The following is a 15239-nucleotide window of genomic DNA, read 5'->3' as shown; positions in this document are numbered from 1 at the left end:
GAGTCTCCGCGAGCCCGACTGCCACCGCCCTCGCGGAGACTCCCCCTCACCCCAACCCTCTCCCCGCAGGCGGGGAGAGGGAGAGGAAGCGCCGTGCGCTCTTAACGTCTTCGCAATGCAATCTCAGGACAACGGCGGCGAGATGCTTCCCGCCGCCGTTTGCCTGTCCTCGCAGCGTTACTCCGCCAGCGCGTTGTACTTCTTCAGCGACGCCTTGAGGTCGGCGAGCGCTGCATCCGGATCGGCGCCGGTCTTCTTCACGCCGTCGCCCCAGGTCTTGACCAGTGGCTCGGCGGCCTTCTTCCAGGACGCGGTCTGCTCCGGGTTCAGCTTGTAGACCTCGTGGCCTTCTTCCGCCTTCACCTTGTCGATGCCGGCGTCCTCGAACTTGCCCCAGTGCTCGCCGACCACGCCGGCCATCTCGGTGGTGCAGTTCTTGTCGATCGCGGCCTTCTGCTTGTCGGACATCGCGTTGTACTTGTCCTTGTTCATCACGAACACGAAGGTCGTGACGTAGAGCGGCGCGTCCATGTGGTACTTCGTCACCTTGTCGATGCCGAACAGCACCAGCGAGCCCCAGGGGAAGGTGACGCCGTCGGCGACGCCGCGCTCGATGATGTCGCGCACTTCAGGCGCGGACGACTGCACATTGGTGCCGCCGAGCGAAGTGACGAAATTCGCCATGGTGGCGTGCGCCGGGCGGATCTTCAGGCCCTTCACGTCCTCCGGCACCACGATCTTCCTGGTGCGGGAGTGGAAGGAGGAGGGCGAGTGGACGAAGGCGAGGCAGTATTTGACGTCCTTCATCTCCTTCTCGGCATATTTCCGGTACCAGGCGTCGAGCCCCATCGAGCCCCCCTTGGCGTCCGAGATCAGGAACGGCAGCTCGCCGGCGCCGATGATCGGGAAGCGGCCGGGCTGGTAGCCGGGATTGACATAGGTGACGTCGGCGATGCCATCGCGCGCCATGTCGTAATGGTCGAAGGCCTTGCCGAGCTGCTGCGCCGGGAACACCTTGCCCTTGATGGTGCCGCCGGAGTCCCTCTCGACCGCGGCCGCCCAGTCTTCCAGCGATTTCTGCAGCGGATGCGAGGCCGGCACCCAGTGCGAGATCTTCAGGTCGAAGGTCTTGTCCTGCGCGAACGCAGGCGTCACGCTCGCTGCCAGCAGCAGTGCCAGACAGGCTTTCCTCATCGGTCGTCTCTCCCTCTCTTGACCGCGGGCTTCGCCGGCCCGGGCTCATTAGTTAACATGTTATATAATTGGCTGGCTTGTTCAAGCCGGAACTGGCGACGCATCGCCTGTGTCGATCTACGTCAGCCTTGTTGCACGGATTTGTCGCGCTGCGGCGACGAGCGCTCCCCTTTTGCTTTTGCCCAACCGTTATGTGAGATAATTATCTTGCGCGGGACAACGCGACAAGCGAGCCGCGCGCACCCTACAGGATCGGAAGGAGCAAGTATTGCGGACAAAAGTCGCAATCATCGGGGCTGGGCCGGCCGGATTGTTGCTCGGGCAACTTCTGCACAGCTACGGCATCGACAACGTCATCCTGGAGCGGCAGAGCGCCGACTATGTGCTCGGGCGTATCCGTGCCGGCCTCCTGGAGGAGGGCACCGTCGCGCTGCTCGATGAGGTCGGTGCCAGCGCACGGGCGCATGCGGAGGGCCTCATCCATGAGGGCATCGAGCTCGCCTTCTCGGGCCGTCGCCACCGCATCGACATGAGGGCTGCGACCGGCAAGACGGTCATGATCTACGGCCAGACCGAGGTCACGCTCGACCTGATGAATGCGCGCCATGCGGCCGGCCTCACCACGGTCTACGAGGCCAAGGATGTCCAGCCGCATGATTTCGACGGCAGTCACCCGCGCGTAACTTACGTCAAGGACGGCGCCGCCCACGAGATCACCTGCGACTTCATCGCCGGCTGCGACGGTTTTCACGGCATCAGCCGCGCCAGCGTTCCGTCCTCCGCGATCGAGGAGTTCGAGCGGGTCTATCCGTTCGGCTGGCTCGGCATCCTGTCCGAGACGCCGCCGGTCAGTCACGAGCTGATCTATTCCAATCATGCCCGCGGCTTTGCGCTCTGCACCATGCGCTCGACCAAGCGCAGCCGCTATTACGTGCAATGTGCGCTCGACGACCACATCGACCAGTGGCCCGACGACCGTTTCTGGGACGAGCTCAAGCGCCGGCTCGACCAGGAGGCGGCCGACAGTCTCGTCACCGGACCGTCGATCGAGAAGAGCATCGCGCCGCTGCGCAGCTTCGTCGCCGAGCCGATGCGCTTCGGCAAGATGTTCCTGTGCGGCGACGCCGCCCACATCGTGCCGCCGACCGGCGCCAAGGGGCTGAACCTCGCCGCGTCCGACGCACATTATCTCGCGACCGCCTTGCGCGAATTCTACGACGAGAAATCGAGCGCCGGGATCGACGCCTATTCGATCACGGCGCTGGCACGGGTCTGGAAGGCCGTGCGCTTCTCCTGGTGGATGACCTCGATGCTGCACAAATTCCCCGACACCGGCTCGATCGGCGCGCGCATCCAGCTCGCCGAGCTCGACTATGTCACGCAGTCCAAGGCCGCGATGACGTCGCTGTCGGAGAATTATGTGGGATTGCCGTTTTGAGCTGGCACGGAGTATCGTTCACCCCTTCGGCGGGGCGAGCGGCTGCACGATCTCCTTGAACGGCGCCAGCGCCTCGCAAGCGTCCGCATGCGCGGCAAGCGCCGGATAGTGCGACGCCTCGAACAGTGATGGATGGGCTTCGCGGGTGAAGCGGACGACGCAGGCCACCGCAACGTCGGCGTGACCAATGCGATTCCCGAGCCAATAGGGCGTTGCCACCTTTGCGCGCTCGGCCTCCAGCGCAACGAGGACATCGGCGATCTGCGTCGTGCAGCGATCGACCCACAGCGCAAGCTGCTGATCCTTCCGCAGCACGCGCTCGTAGAGCAGGCTCACCGCCTTGTCGCCGAGGCCCGTGGCCAGCGCGCAGATGCGCTGGTGCCGCCGGCGCTCCGCGCCCGTGCGCGGCAGCATTGCCTTCTCGCTTCCCACGAGCTCGTCGAGATAATCGAGGATGATCGTGCTCTCGATCAGCGCCTCGCCGTCGTCGAGCACCAGCGTCGGCACGCGGCGCAAGGGATTATAGGGCGCAATCTTGTCGGCATCGCCGAACGTCGACCACGGCCTGTGCTCGAAGGCGAGCCCATAAAGCTTCAGCGCGATCGCGACGCAGCGGACGAAGGGGGAGTCGTATTGGCCGATCAGGAGCATGCTAACCTCTCGTCGATGAACCTGCCCGTCATTTTCAGATGCGTGACGACGGCAGTGATCTTCCCGTTGGGCACATCGGAATAGCCATCCGGCACGATCATCCCTTTCTTATTCCCCCTCGTCGCTCGCCAGCACGCCCTTCACCGCGCGCGCCCAGCCCGCGAGCTTCCGCTCCCTCGTCGCCTGGCTCATGTTCGGCTTGAAGCGGTGCTCGAGGCGCCAGTTGTCGGCGAATTTGGTCGGCTCGGGATAGACGCCGGCGGCAAGGCCGGCGAGATAGGCGGCGCCGAGTGCCGTCGTCTCCTGGATCACGGGACGGTCGACCGGGGCGTCGAGGAGGTCGGCGAGGCGCTGCATGGTCCAGTCCGAGGCGGTCATCCCGCCGTCGACGCGCAGTACGACGCTTGCGGTCTCCGAGCTCGGCCAGTCGGCGCGCATCGCGGCCCAGAGGTCGAAGGTCTGGTAGCAGACGCTCTCCAGCGCGGCATGCGCGAGCTCGGCCGGGCCGGTGTTGCGGGTGAGGCCGAACAGCGCGCCGCGCACGCGCGGATTCCAGTAGGGCGCGCCCATGCCGACGAAGGCCGGCACCAGATAGACGCTCTGCATGGAATCGGACTGGTCCGCGAGCGGTCCGGTCTCGGCCGCATGCTTGATGATGCCGAGGCCGTCGCGCAGCCACTGCACCGCGCTGCCGGCGACGAAGATCGAGCCTTCGAGCGCGTAGGTGCGTTTTCCCCCGAGCTGATAGGCGATGGTGGTGAGCAGCTTGTTGCTGGAGACCACCGGCGTGGTGCCGGTGTTGAGCAGGGCGAAGCAGCCGGTGCCATAGGTCGACTTCATCATGCCCGGGCGGAAGCAGGCCTGCCCGATGGTGGCGGCCTGCTGGTCGCCGGCAATGCCGGCGATCGCGATCGCGCCGCCGAACAGGTCCGGCGTGCACTCGCCGAAGCGGGCCGAGGAGTCCTTCACCTCGGGAAGCATCGAGCGCGGCACGCCGATGATCTCCAGGAGTTCGTCGTCCCACTGGCCGGTATGGATGTTGAAGAGCAGCGTGCGGGAGGCGTTGGTGGCATCCGTTGCATGCACCTTGCCCCCGGTCAGCCGCCAGAGCAGATAGCAATCGATGGTGCCGAACATCAGCTCGCCGCGCGCGGCGCGCGCTCGCGCGCCGGGAACGTGGTCGAGGATCCAGGCGACCTTCGTTCCCGAGAAATATGGATCGATGATGAGGCCGGTCTTTTGCGAGATCGTCGGCTCGCGCCCGTCGTGCTTCAGCTTCGCGCAGACGTCCGCGGTGCGGCGGTCCTGCCAGACGATGGCGCGGTGCACGGCCTGTCCCGTGGCGCGGTCCCACACCACCGTGGTCTCGCGCTGGTTGGTGATGCCGATCGCGGCGATGTCCTTTGCCGCGATCCCCGCCTTGTCGATCGCCTCGCGGCAGACCTTCACGGTCGAGGTCCAGATGTCCTCCGGCTCATGCTCGACCCAGCCCGAGGCCGGAAAATGCTGCGGAAACTCCTGCTGCGCCTTCGCCGCAATAGAAATGTCGCCGCGAAACACGATCGCGCGCGAGGAGGTGGTGCCCTGGTCGATGGCGAGGACGAAAGACATGGAAGCTACCTTGGCGTTTCCGTAGGACGGATCATTGTGTCGCGCCAAAGGGAGCGGATTAGGGCGGGAAGGTCAATATCCCTCCACGACGTCGTCCCGGCGAAGGCCGGGACCCATAACCCCAGGGCAAAGTCGTTGCGCGAGCCGGCAACCACGAGTCTTCGCCAAACCACGCCCTGTGGCTATGGGTCCCGGATCGGCGCTCGCCAACGCTCGCTTGTCCGGGACGACGTGTGGAGAGGTCGGAGCGAAAAACTACACCGCCGCCGTGGTAACGCCGCCGTCGATGACGATGGTCTGCCCCGTCATGAAGCTCGACGCATCCGAGGCGAGATAGGCGACTGCGCCGGCGATCTCGTCGGGTTCGCCGATGCGGCGCAGCGGCGTGGTCGCGGTGCGGCGCTTGAGGAGGGCCTCGTCTTCCCAGAGCGCGCGGGCGAAGTCGGTTTTGACGAGGCCCGGCGCGATGCAGTTGACCCGGACGCCCTTGGGGCCCCACTCGCCGGCGAGCGAGCGGCACAGCGCGAAGTCGGCGGCCTTGGAGATGCCGTAGGCGCCGATCACGGTCGAGCCGCGCAGGCCTCCGATCGAGGAGATGATGACGACCGAGCCGTTCCCACGCTCCGCCATCTGCGGGATTGCCAGCGCCGAGAGCCAGATGTTGCTCTTGACGTTGCTTCCCATGATCTTGTCGAAGGCCTCGTCGGTGATGTCGAGCAGTGGGCCGTAATACGGGTTCACTGCCGCATTGCAGACGAGGATGTCGATCTTGCCGTAATGCTTGATGGTGCCTGCGATCAGCGCCTCGACCTCGTCCTTGCGGGCGATGTTGCAGGGGATGACGATGGCATCGCCACCGGCGGCGATGATGCCGTCCGCGACTTCCTTGCAGGCATCAGCTTTCCGCGAGGAGATCACGACCTTGGCGCCGAGCTTTGCCAGCAGCTCGGCGGAGGAGCGGCCGATGCCGCGGCTCGAGCCGGTGACGATTGCGACCTTGCCGGTGAGATCGAACGGGGTGTTTTTCATTGTTGTTGGCTCCGTTGATTCCATTTGCTCCGTCATTGCGAGCGCAGCGAAGCAATCCAGACCGTCTCCGCGGAAAGATTCTGGATTGCTTCGCTGCGCTCGCAATGACGACGTGGTGAGATCCCGGGCTCATCGCTTCGCGATGCCCCGGGATGACAGTCGTGGATCAGATCAACCCGCCAGCATCGGCAACGCGGCGCTGGTGATACTCGGTGTCGCCAAACGTGTTCTCGATCATGGTCAGGCGCTTGAAGTAGTGGCCGATCTTCGCTTCCATGGTCATGCCGATGCCGCCGTGGAGCTGGATCGACTGCTGGCCGACGAATTTCAGCGACTTGCCGATCTGCACCTTGGCCGCGGCGATCGCGTTGGAGCGCTCCTTGGCGTCCTCGAAATCGTTCGCCATGGTGGCGAACATCGACATCGAGCGCGCCTGCTCGGCCGCGACGAACATGTCTGAGGCGCGATGCTGGAGCGACTGGAACGAGCCGATCGCGACGCCAAACTGCTTGCGCGTCTTGATGTACTCGACGGTGGTCTTGAGCGACTCGTCCATCAGGCCGACCGCTTCGGCGCAGAGCGCGACGCGGGCTTCATCGACCACACGCTCGATCAGCGCCAGGCCATCCTCGGGATTGCCGATCGCAGCGTCGCTGCCGACCTCGACGCCGGTGAAGGTGATGTCGGCGGCGTGCAGGCCGTCCTGGGTGGGATAGCCCTTCCTGCTGACGCCCTTGGCATTCGCCGGCACCAGGAAGACGCCGACGCCGGTCTTGTCGCGGCGGTCGCCCTTGGTGCGCGCGGTCACGATCAGAGTGTCGGCGTTCTCGCCGTTGAGCACGACGAACTTTTCGCCGTCGATGACCCAGCCGTCGCCTTTCTTCTTCGCGGTCGTGGTGACGTCGAAGAGATCGTAGCGCGAGTTCTTCTCGAGCTGGGCAAAGGCGAGCGTCTTGCTGCCGTCGATGATGCCCGGCAAATGCGCGGCCTTCTGCGCGTCGCTGCCGGCGTGACGCAGGAAGCCGCCGCCGATCACCACGGTTGCGAGATACGGCTCGAGCACCAGCGCCTTGCCGAGTGCTTCCATCACGATCATGGTCTCGACGCCGCCGCCGCCGAAGCCGCCATCGGCTTCCGCGAAGGGCAGGCCGAGCAGACCCTGCTCGGCGAGCTTGTCCCAGACGGCTTTGCTCCAGCCGCCCTTCTCCTTCATGTACTTCTTGCGCTGCTCGAAATCGTAGGAATCGGTCAGCAGGCCGTCGATGCTTTCCTTGAGAAGCCGCTGCTCCTCGGACAGATCAAAATCCATTTCTGTTTCCTCAAGTAACAAGTGTCTGCGTTGCGCGGGGCCCCTCTTCACCTCTCCCCGCTTGCGGGGAGAGGTCGGATCGCTGTTGCGATCCGGGGGAGGGGGTACCGCTCTCTCGGCAGTCTCTGCTCGGAGAGAGGCCCCTCACCCCAACCCTCTCCCCGCGAAGAGCGGGGAGAGGGAGAGGAATCACAGCCCCAGCACCGCCTTGGCGATGATGTTGCGCTGAATCTCGTTGGAGCCGCCGTAGATCGAGACCTTGCGGTTGTTGAAGTAGCTCGGCGCGATCTGGGCGGTCCAGTCCATGGCTTCGTTCGAGCCGTCGTCGCCGTGGATGTCGTAGGGCGCGGCGAACGGGCCGATCACTTCCATGAGCAGCTCGGTCGTGGTCTGCTGGATTTCGGAGCCCTTGATCTTCAGCACGGACGAAGCCGGATTGGGCTTGCCCTTGCCGTGCTTGCCCTCATCCGCGACGACGCGGAGCTGGGTGAGCTCGAGCGCCTTCAGCTCGATCTCACAGGCCGCCAGCTTCTCGCGGAAGGCGGCGTCCTGGATGATCGGCTTGCCGCCGGACTCGACCTTGCCGGCGAGATCGCGGATGCGGCGCAGCCGCTCCTTGGAGACGCCGACGCGGGCGATGCCGGTGCGCTCATTGCCGAGCAGGAACTTTGCGTAGTCCCAGCCCTTGTTCTCCTCGCCGATCAGGTTCTCATAGGGCACCTCGACGTCGTCGAAGAAGACTTCGTTGACCTCGACGCCGCCGTCGATGGTCTGGATCGGGCGCACCGTGACACCCTTCGACCTCATGCTGAAGACGATGAAGGAGATGCCCATCTGCTTCTTGGCGCTGGCATCAGTACGGCAGAGGCAGAAGATCATGTCGGCATGTTGGGCGAGCGTGGTCCAGGTCTTCTGGCCGTTGATGATCCACTTGTCACCCTTGCGCTCGGCCTTGGTCTTGAGCGAGGCAAGGTCCGAGCCCGAACCGGGCTCCGAGAAGCCCTGGCACCACCAATCGTCGACATTGGCAATGCGCGGCAGGTACTGCTTCTTCTGCTCCTCGTTGCCGAAGGTGTAGATGACCGGGCCGACCATGCTGACGCCGAAGGCGAGCGGCTGCGGCGCCGGATAGGACTGCAGCTCCTCGTTGAAGATGTAGTGCTGCACGGACGTCCAGCCCGTGCCGCCATACTGCTTCGGCCAGTGGCTGACGCCCCAGCCTTTCTTGTTGAGGATGCGCCACCACGTCACCATCTCGTCCTTCGACAGATGGCGGCCCTCGACCAGCTTGCGCCGGGTGTCCGGCGGCACGTTGTCGCGGAAGAACTGCCGCACCTCCTCGCGAAACGCCTGCTCTTCTTTCGTGAATGCGAGATCCATCGGATCCTCCTGTCCAGCTTCTTTTCTCTGCGTCATCCTGGCTTTCGCCAGGACGACGGTGAACTACTGCAGCACCTCAAACAATCCCGCCGCGCCCATGCCGCCGCCGACGCACATGGTGACGACCGCGTACTTGGCCTTGCGGCGGCGGCCCTCGATCAGGGCGTGGCCGGTGAGCCGCGCGCCCGACATGCCGTAGGGATGGCCGACCGCGATCGCGCCGCCATCGACGTTGATCTTGTCGGGGTCGATGCCGAGCTTGTCGCGGCAGTAGAGCACCTGCACCGCGAAGGCCTCGTTCAATTCCCAGAGACCGATGTCGTCGACCGTCAGCCCGTGGCGCTTGAGCAGCCGCGGCACGGCGAAGACGGGGCCGATGCCCATCTCGTCCGGCTCGCAGCCGGCGGAGACGAAGCCGCGGAAGATGCCGAGCGGCTTGAGCCCCCGCTTGGCGGCTTCCTTGTCGCTCATGATCACGGACGCGCTGGCGCCGTCGGAGAGTTGGCTGGCGTTGCCGGCGGTGATGGTGAAACCTTCGCCGCGCACCGGCTTGAGGCCGGCGAGGCCTTCAGCCGTGGTCTCGGGACGCGGGCCTTCGTCCTGCGACAGCGTGACGTCCTTGAAGGAGACTTCGCCGGTGGCCTTGTCGGTCACGGCCATCCTGGTCGTGATCGGCGCGATCTCGTCCTTGAACTTGCCGCCCTGCTGCGCGGCCGCGGTGCGGCGCTGGCTCTCCAGCGAATATTCGTCCTGCTTCTCGCGCGAGATGCCGTAGCGTTTGGCGACCACTTCCGCCGTATCGATCATGGGCATGTAGACCTCGCCCTTGATCTTGAGCAGCGCCGGATCCTGGGCGTGGAAGCCGTTCATCTTGTCGTTCTGCACGAGGCTGATCGACTCGCCACCGCCGCCGACCGCGATCTCGACGCCGTCGAAGATCACCGAGCGCGCCGCGAGCGCAATCGCCTGCAGCCCCGAGGCGCATTGCCGGTCGATGGTGGTGCCGGCAACGGTGACGGGCAGGCCAGCGCGCAGCAGCGCCTTGCGCGCGATGTTGCCGCCGGTCGCACCCTGCTGGAGGGCGGCGCCCATCACGACGTCCTCGACCTCCTTCGGATCGATCTTTGCGCGCGCGACGGCCTCGCTGATAGCGTGGCCGAGCAGCGTTGCGCCCTCGGTGGCATTGAGCGCGCCGCGATAGGCCTTGCCGATCGGGGTGCGGGCGGTGGAAACGATGACGGCGTCGGTCAAGAGCGACCTCCTGATGCGAGTTGGGTGGATTGTGACGGTTTCTGCTGCTGGCGCAATTCGTGGCGCGACAGCTTTCCGACGGGCGTGCGCGGCAGGTCGTCGACGAACTCGACCGCGGCTGGCAATTCGTGCTTGCCGACCTTGCCTGTGAGCTGCGCACGCAATTCGTCGAGCGAGAACGGCTTTGCGTCCGGCCTCAGCTTGATGAAGGCCTTCGCCGCCTCGCCGCGATACTGGTCGGGAATGCCCAGCACGATGACCTCGTGCACGCCCGGAATGGTGTAGATCGCCTGCTCGATCATCTGCGGATAGACGTTGAAGCCGCCGGAGATGATCATGTCCTTCTTGCGGTCGACCAGGAAGAAATAGCCGTCCGCATCCATGTAGCCGATGTCGCCAGTGAGGAAGCGGCAGTCGGCAAAGGACTCCGCCGATTCCTTCGGCTTGTTCCAGTAGCCCCTGGTGACGTTCGGGCCCTTGATGCGGATCTCGCCGACCTCGCCCGGCGGCAGCACCTTCGTGGAATCGTCGAGCGCGACCACGTCGAGCTCGATGCCGGGCAGCATCAGGCCGATCGAGCCGGGCTTGTCCGGACCTTCCGGCGGATGGCCGGTGCCGGGCGAGCAGGTTTCGGTCATGCCCCAGCCGCTCCGGAGCTTCTTGCCGACCTTGCTCTCGAAGAATTTCGCCACCTCGACCGGCAGCGGCGCGCCGCCGGAGCCGATCGCATTGAGCGAGGAGAAATCGCGCTTGGCGAGATCGGGCAGCGCCGCGATCGCGATCCACATCGTCGGCACGCCCGGGAAGTACGTCGCGCGCTTGACCTCGATGTCGCGCATCACCGCCTCGACGTCGAAGCGCTGATGGAGCGAGATCAGATTGCCGCGGCGGAGCGAGGAGAGCAGCACGACGGTCAGCGCATAGATATGGAACAGCGGCAGCACGCAGATCACGCGCTCGATGACGTCGCCGCGCGCTGCGCGTGCCGGCTTGCCCCAGACGTCGTAGATCGACACGGCGGAGGTGAGATTGCCGTGCGTGAGCATCGCGCCCTTGGGCAGACCGGTGGTGCCGCCGGTATATTGCAGGAGCGCGACATCGTCGGCGGTCACGGCCGGCCACTCTGCCGGCGCGGCGGCGCCGTCGGTGAAGGTCTTGAAGGTCACGATGCGGGGATCGCTCGGGATCGCCGCCTGCGGCGTGCCGACCTTGCCCCAATTGTCGTCCTCGCACACGACGAGGCGGTCGATCAGGCCCTTGTCGAGGAATTTCAGCGCGGTCGGCAGCAGCGCGGCGAGGTTCGAAGTGACGAGCACCCGCGAACCGGAGTCGGCGACCTTGTGTGTCAGCGCGATCTCGCCGTCGAGCGGGGAGAGATGCGCGACACGGGCGCCGGCCTTCAGCGCGCCGAAGAAATTGACGGGGTGATCGGGGGTATTGCCGAGGAACAGCGCAACCGACGAGCCTTCGCCGCAGCCGGCGCGCAGGAACGCCGCAGCCGCGCGCTCGGCCATCGCGGCGAGCTCGGCGTAGCTGATCGGACGTTCGCGAAATTCCAGCGCAGCGCGCGTGCCGTAATCAGCGGCGGCTTTCGACAACAGGTCAGGGAGCGTGCCCTGGACGATGGTGTCGTCCCAACGCACGCCCTCGGGATAAAACCGTTCGCCGGGATGGGTCATCTTCTGCACCACAATCAGTCGTCATTCCGGGGCGCGACGAAGTCGCGAGCCCGGAATCCATCAGGCCGCGCGATCAAAGGCGAAATGGATTCCGGGTCTGGCCCTTCGGGCCATCCACGTTGCGCAACTGCGCGACGCGGAACGACACGCGGACAGGCAGCCGCCATCACGCCGCTTTCGACGCCGCCGCCAGCGAGGCGAAGGTCTTGCCCTCCGCCGCGAGCTTCTTCAGCAGCGGGGCGGGCTCGAGGCTGGGGTCGTTGGTCTCCTTGGCGTAGAAGGCGAGGCGATCGGCGATGTGCTTGAGGCCGACCGTGTCGGCCCAGAACATCGGGCCGCCGCGGTAGATCGGCCAGCCGTAGCCATAGAGCCAGACCACGTCGATGTCGGAGGGGCGCGCCGCGATGCCTTCTTCCAGGATCTTCGCGCCTTCGTTGACCATCGGATACATCATGCGCTCGAGGATTTCCTCGTCGCTGACGACGCGCTTCTTGCGGCCGAGACGAAGCAGCGTCTCGTCGATCAGCTTCTCGACCTCCGGATCGGGCAGCGGCGAGCGCGAGCCCGCCTCATACTTGTAGTAGCCCTTGCCGGTCTTCTGGCCGAAGCGGCCGGCTTCGCACAGCGCGTCCGCGATCTCCGACTTGATGCCGCGGTCCTTGCGCGAGCGCCAGCCGATGTCGAGGCCGGCGAGGTCGCCCATCGCGAATGGCCCCATCGGCATGCCGAATTTTGTCACCACGGCGTCGACTTGCTGCGGCAGGGCGCCTTCGAACAGCAGCTTCTCCGACTGCTTGCTGCGCTGGGCCAGCATGCGGTTGCCGACAAAACCGTCGCAGACGCCGACCACCGCCGGCACCTTGGCGATCTTGCGCGCGATCGAGACGGCGGTGACCAGCGCATCCGGCGCGGTCTTGTCGGCGCGCACGATCTCGCACAGCTTCATGACGTTGGCCGGCGAGAAGAAGTGCATGCCGAGCACGTCCTGCGGTCGCTTGGTCGACTTCGCGATCTCGTCGATGTTCAGATACGAGGTGTTGGAGGCGAGCACCGCGCCCGGCTTGACGAACTGGTCGAGCTTGCCGAACACTTCCTTCTTCACCGCCATGGTCTCGAACACCGCCTCGATGACGAGGTCTGCATCGCCGACATTCTCGATGCCGACGACGCCGTTGATCAGTGCCATGCGCTTGGCAGGCGCGTCCGCCGGGATGCCGCCGCGTGCCGCGGTCGCTTCCCAGTTCTTCTGCATGATGCCCATGCCGCGCTTGAGCTGTTCCTCGCCGGTCTCGATCAGCGTGACGGGAATGCCGGCATTGGCAAAGGACATCGCGATGCCGCCGCCCATGGTGCCGGCGCCGAGAATGGCAACACGGTTGACCGGCCGCGACTTGGTGCCTTCAGGAACACCCGCGATCTTGTTGGCCTCGCGCTCGGCGAAGAACGCGTAACGCTGCGCCTTGGACTGGTCGCTGGCGACGAGCTTGAGGAAGCCTTCGCGCTCCTTCTTCAAGCCCTCGTCGAACGGCAGGTCGATGGCATAGCCGACGGCGTCGGCCGCGGCGAACGGCGCTTCCAGGCCGCGCGCCTTCTTGGTCATGGCGGCGACCGCATTGGTGAAGATCGAGCGGTCGGCCTTGGCGGCGGCGATCTTGGAGTCGTCGTCGCGCAGGCGCCGCAACGGGCGCTTCTCGGCGAGCAGCTTGCGAACAAAAGCTTCGCCGCCGGGGGCGGGGCCTTCGACGATTTCCTCGATCAGGCCGTTCTTCAGCGCCTCCGTCGCGCCGATCGGATCGCCGCCGACGATCATCTTGACCGCGAGCTCCGGTCCCACTGCGCGCGGCAGGCGCTGGGTGCCGCCGGCGCCGGGCAGAAGACCGAGCTTCACCTCGGGCAGGCCGAGCTTGGCCTCTTTCACGGCGACGCGGAAATGACAGGCAAGCGCAACCTCGAGGCCGCCGCCGAGTGCGGTGCCGTGGATCGCGGCGACGACCGGCTTCGGCGAATTCTCGATCTCCGAGAGGACGTCGTTGAGGGCAGGAGCCTTCGGCGGCTTGCCGAATTCGGTGATGTCGGCGCCGGCGATGAAGGTGCGTCCGGCGCAGGTCAGAACGATGCCCTTGATCGCGGGATCGGCTACCGCGGCCTTGATGCAGTCCAGGATACCGCCGCGGACTGCGGCACTCAGCGCATTGACCGGAGGGCTATCAACCGTGACGATCCCGATTTCGTCATGACGCTCAAGCTTGACCACTTCGCTCACGGCTTCCCTCCTTGGTGGGGATTTACTTTTGTTCGATTTCGCGGTGCGGAATTTAATTCCGCATCTTGACGGCAGGGTTATTTTGAAGCACGGACGTTGTCAACGACTCCGCGCAAGAAGCAGATCAGGGATGAAGCGTACAGGAAAGAAGACTGCGACCGATCGGAATTTCGTCGTCGCGCTTTCCCGCGGACTAGATGTATTGCGCGCATTCCAACCCAGCGACGGACTTCTCGGCAATCAGGAAATCGCGGCGCGCACGAACCTGCCGAAGCCGACGGTGTCACGGCTGACCTACACGTTGACGAAGCTCGGTTATCTTACGCCGGTTCCCCGTTTCGAGAAGTATCAGCTCGCCCCCGCGGCGATGGCACTCGGTTACGCGGCGCTCGCCAATCTCGGTGTTCGGCATTTGTCCGAGCCGTTCCGCGAGGAAGTGATGCGCGCGACCGGCGGCGCGGTCGCGGTCGGCGGCCGCGATCGTCATAGCATGATCTATTTTGGGCAGAGTCGCGGCAGCGAGACGGTGGGCGTTCAACTTGACGTCGGCTCTCGCGTGCCGATTGCAACCAGCGCGATGGGCCGCGCCTATTTCTGGGCGCTGGACGAAGATGGCCGCGCAGACCTATCGCGTATTCTTCGCGAACATTACGGCAGCCGCTGGCCCAAGATGCGCGACGGACTGGAGCGTTCCGGTGAAACCGTCGCGAAGTATGGTTTTGCGATTTCAGTCGGCGACTGGCACGACGACATCGGTGCCGCTGGCGTCGCGCTCAAGCTGAACGACGGAACCGGTCCCTACGCCTTCAATTGTGGCGCGCCTGCATTCCGCTTCACGGAAGAGCGCTTGATCAACGACATTGGACCGCGTCTCGTCGCGATGGTAAGGAACATCGAAGCGGCGCTTGGGGGGCTGGTGCCTCATTCAAAAAAAGACGACAGCAAAAAGCTGAAATCAGGAGGAAAAGTTGCGCGTGTGGCCGAGGGGATCAGATAGCCTTTGTCATTGCCCGGGACGGCTCGCATCGTCCCTCCGCCCGCTGAACGGTGTGGGCGAGACGAGATGACGCAGGCACAGTTCGCGCAGGGGACGTCGCCTCTGCTCGCGGTTCGCGACGTCAGCGTCGTGTTCGGCGGCATCGTCGCGCTCAACGGCGTGTCCTTCGACATGCACAAGGGCGCCATCCTCGGCCTGATCGGCCCCAACGGTGCCGGCAAGACCACGCTGTTCAACTGCCTTTCCCGGCTCTACCAGCCCTCGTCGGGCGACATCCTGATGGAGGGTGTCAGCATCCTGTCGCGGCCGCCGCACCGGATCGCCGAGATCGGCATCGGCCGCACCTTCCAGAACGTGGCGCTGTTTCCGAATCTCTCGGTGATGGACAACGTCCGTGTCGGCGCCCATTCGAAGACCTCCGGCGACATCATCAGCGA

General features: G+C 65.2%; 12 protein-coding genes. 3 read left to right on the top strand and 9 right to left on the bottom strand.

Translation table 11 applies throughout. From position 1 onward, the window contains the following. Window positions 1-177 precede the first annotated feature (177 nt). Window positions 178-1194: a TRAP transporter substrate-binding protein gene (locus tag K289_RS0100060; protein ID WP_027549559.1), complete on the bottom strand. Its 1017-nt coding sequence runs from the start codon at window positions 1192-1194 to the stop codon at window positions 178-180. Between the two features lie 268 nt (window positions 1195-1462). Between K289_RS0100060 and pobA the strand changes: the two genes are divergently transcribed. Continuing rightward, window positions 1463-2632 carry a 4-hydroxybenzoate 3-monooxygenase gene (pobA, locus tag K289_RS0100055; RefSeq protein ID WP_027549558.1) on the top strand — a complete coding sequence of 390 codons (1170 nt, stop codon included), beginning with the start codon at window positions 1463-1465 and terminating at the stop codon, window positions 2630-2632. Between the two features lie 18 nt (window positions 2633-2650). Here the strand turns inward: pobA and K289_RS0100050 are convergent, their stop codons facing one another. The 8 genes from K289_RS0100050 to K289_RS0100015 form a co-directional block, all read right to left on the bottom strand. Next, window positions 2651-3283, bottom strand: coding sequence for a glutathione S-transferase family protein (locus K289_RS0100050; protein ID WP_027549557.1), 633 nt, complete (start codon window positions 3281-3283; stop codon window positions 2651-2653). Window positions 3284-3391: 108 nt separating this feature from the next. Beyond that, entirely contained in the window at window positions 3392-4894 is a 1503-nt protein-coding gene (gene glpK / locus K289_RS0100045; RefSeq protein WP_027549556.1) for a glycerol kinase GlpK, read from the bottom strand. A gap of 255 nt (window positions 4895-5149) precedes the next feature. Continuing rightward, a complete protein-coding gene (locus K289_RS0100040; RefSeq protein WP_027549555.1) occupies window positions 5150-5923 on the bottom strand; it encodes an SDR family NAD(P)-dependent oxidoreductase in 774 nt (257 codons plus the stop codon). A 166-nt stretch (window positions 5924-6089) separates the two neighbouring features. After that, the gene (gene pimD / locus K289_RS0100035; protein WP_027549554.1) at window positions 6090-7232 is read right to left on the bottom strand and encodes a pimeloyl-CoA dehydrogenase small subunit; all 1143 of its coding nucleotides are present in this window, start codon (window positions 7230-7232) and stop codon (window positions 6090-6092) included. A gap of 189 nt (window positions 7233-7421) precedes the next feature. Beyond that, window positions 7422-8612, bottom strand: coding sequence for a pimeloyl-CoA dehydrogenase large subunit (pimC, locus tag K289_RS0100030; protein ID WP_027549553.1), 1191 nt, complete (start codon window positions 8610-8612; stop codon window positions 7422-7424). 63 nt (window positions 8613-8675) lie between these two features. Next, entirely contained in the window at window positions 8676-9863 is a 1188-nt protein-coding gene (locus K289_RS0100025) for an acetyl-CoA C-acyltransferase (protein WP_027549552.1), read from the bottom strand. Then, window positions 9860-11542, bottom strand: a complete 1683-nt coding sequence (gene pimA / locus K289_RS0100020) for a dicarboxylate--CoA ligase PimA (RefSeq protein ID WP_027549551.1) — start codon at window positions 11540-11542, stop codon at window positions 9860-9862. The genes K289_RS0100025 and pimA overlap by 4 nt, the downstream gene beginning before the upstream one ends. A gap of 166 nt (window positions 11543-11708) precedes the next feature. Further along, window positions 11709-13805: a 3-hydroxyacyl-CoA dehydrogenase NAD-binding domain-containing protein gene (locus K289_RS0100015; protein ID WP_027549550.1), complete on the bottom strand. Its 2097-nt coding sequence runs from the start codon at window positions 13803-13805 to the stop codon at window positions 11709-11711. A gap of 130 nt (window positions 13806-13935) precedes the next feature. Between K289_RS0100015 and K289_RS0100010 the strand changes: the two genes are divergently transcribed. Together K289_RS0100010 and K289_RS0100005 are read left to right on the top strand one after the other, a co-directional pair. Then, window positions 13936-14802 carry an IclR family transcriptional regulator gene (locus tag K289_RS0100010; RefSeq protein ID WP_027549549.1) on the top strand — a complete coding sequence of 289 codons (867 nt, stop codon included), beginning with the start codon at window positions 13936-13938 and terminating at the stop codon, window positions 14800-14802. 66 nt (window positions 14803-14868) lie between these two features. Beyond that, a partial coding sequence (locus K289_RS0100005) for an ATP-binding cassette domain-containing protein (protein WP_027549548.1) occupies window positions 14869-15239 on the top strand: 371 nt, incomplete at its 3' end.

This window comes from Bradyrhizobium sp. Cp5.3 (assembly GCF_000426265.1).
Classification (GTDB): Bacteria; Pseudomonadota; Alphaproteobacteria; order Rhizobiales; family Xanthobacteraceae; genus Bradyrhizobium; species Bradyrhizobium neotropicale.
The sequence above is the reverse complement of the archived record's forward strand: the minus strand, read 5'-3'. Positions and strand labels throughout refer to the sequence as shown.

Coding starts and splice junctions, on each gene's coding strand:
- pimA (WP_027549551.1), bottom strand. CDS start 11,542: ATGACCCATCCCGGCGAACGGTTTTATCCCGAGGGCGTGCGTTGGGAC.
- pimD (WP_027549554.1), bottom strand. CDS start 7,232: ATGGATTTTGATCTGTCCGAGGAGCAGCGGCTTCTCAAGGAAAGCATC.
- glpK (WP_027549556.1), bottom strand. CDS start 4,894: ATGTCTTTCGTCCTCGCCATCGACCAGGGCACCACCTCCTCGCGCGCG.
- K289_RS0100060 (WP_027549559.1), bottom strand. CDS start 1,194: ATGAGGAAAGCCTGTCTGGCACTGCTGCTGGCAGCGAGCGTGACGCCT.
- K289_RS0100010 (WP_027549549.1), top strand. CDS start 13,936: ATGAAGCGTACAGGAAAGAAGACTGCGACCGATCGGAATTTCGTCGTC.
- K289_RS0100040 (WP_027549555.1), bottom strand. CDS start 5,923: ATGAAAAACACCCCGTTCGATCTCACCGGCAAGGTCGCAATCGTCACC.
- pimC (WP_027549553.1), bottom strand. CDS start 8,612: ATGGATCTCGCATTCACGAAAGAAGAGCAGGCGTTTCGCGAGGAGGTG.
- K289_RS0100050 (WP_027549557.1), bottom strand. CDS start 3,283: ATGCTCCTGATCGGCCAATACGACTCCCCCTTCGTCCGCTGCGTCGCG.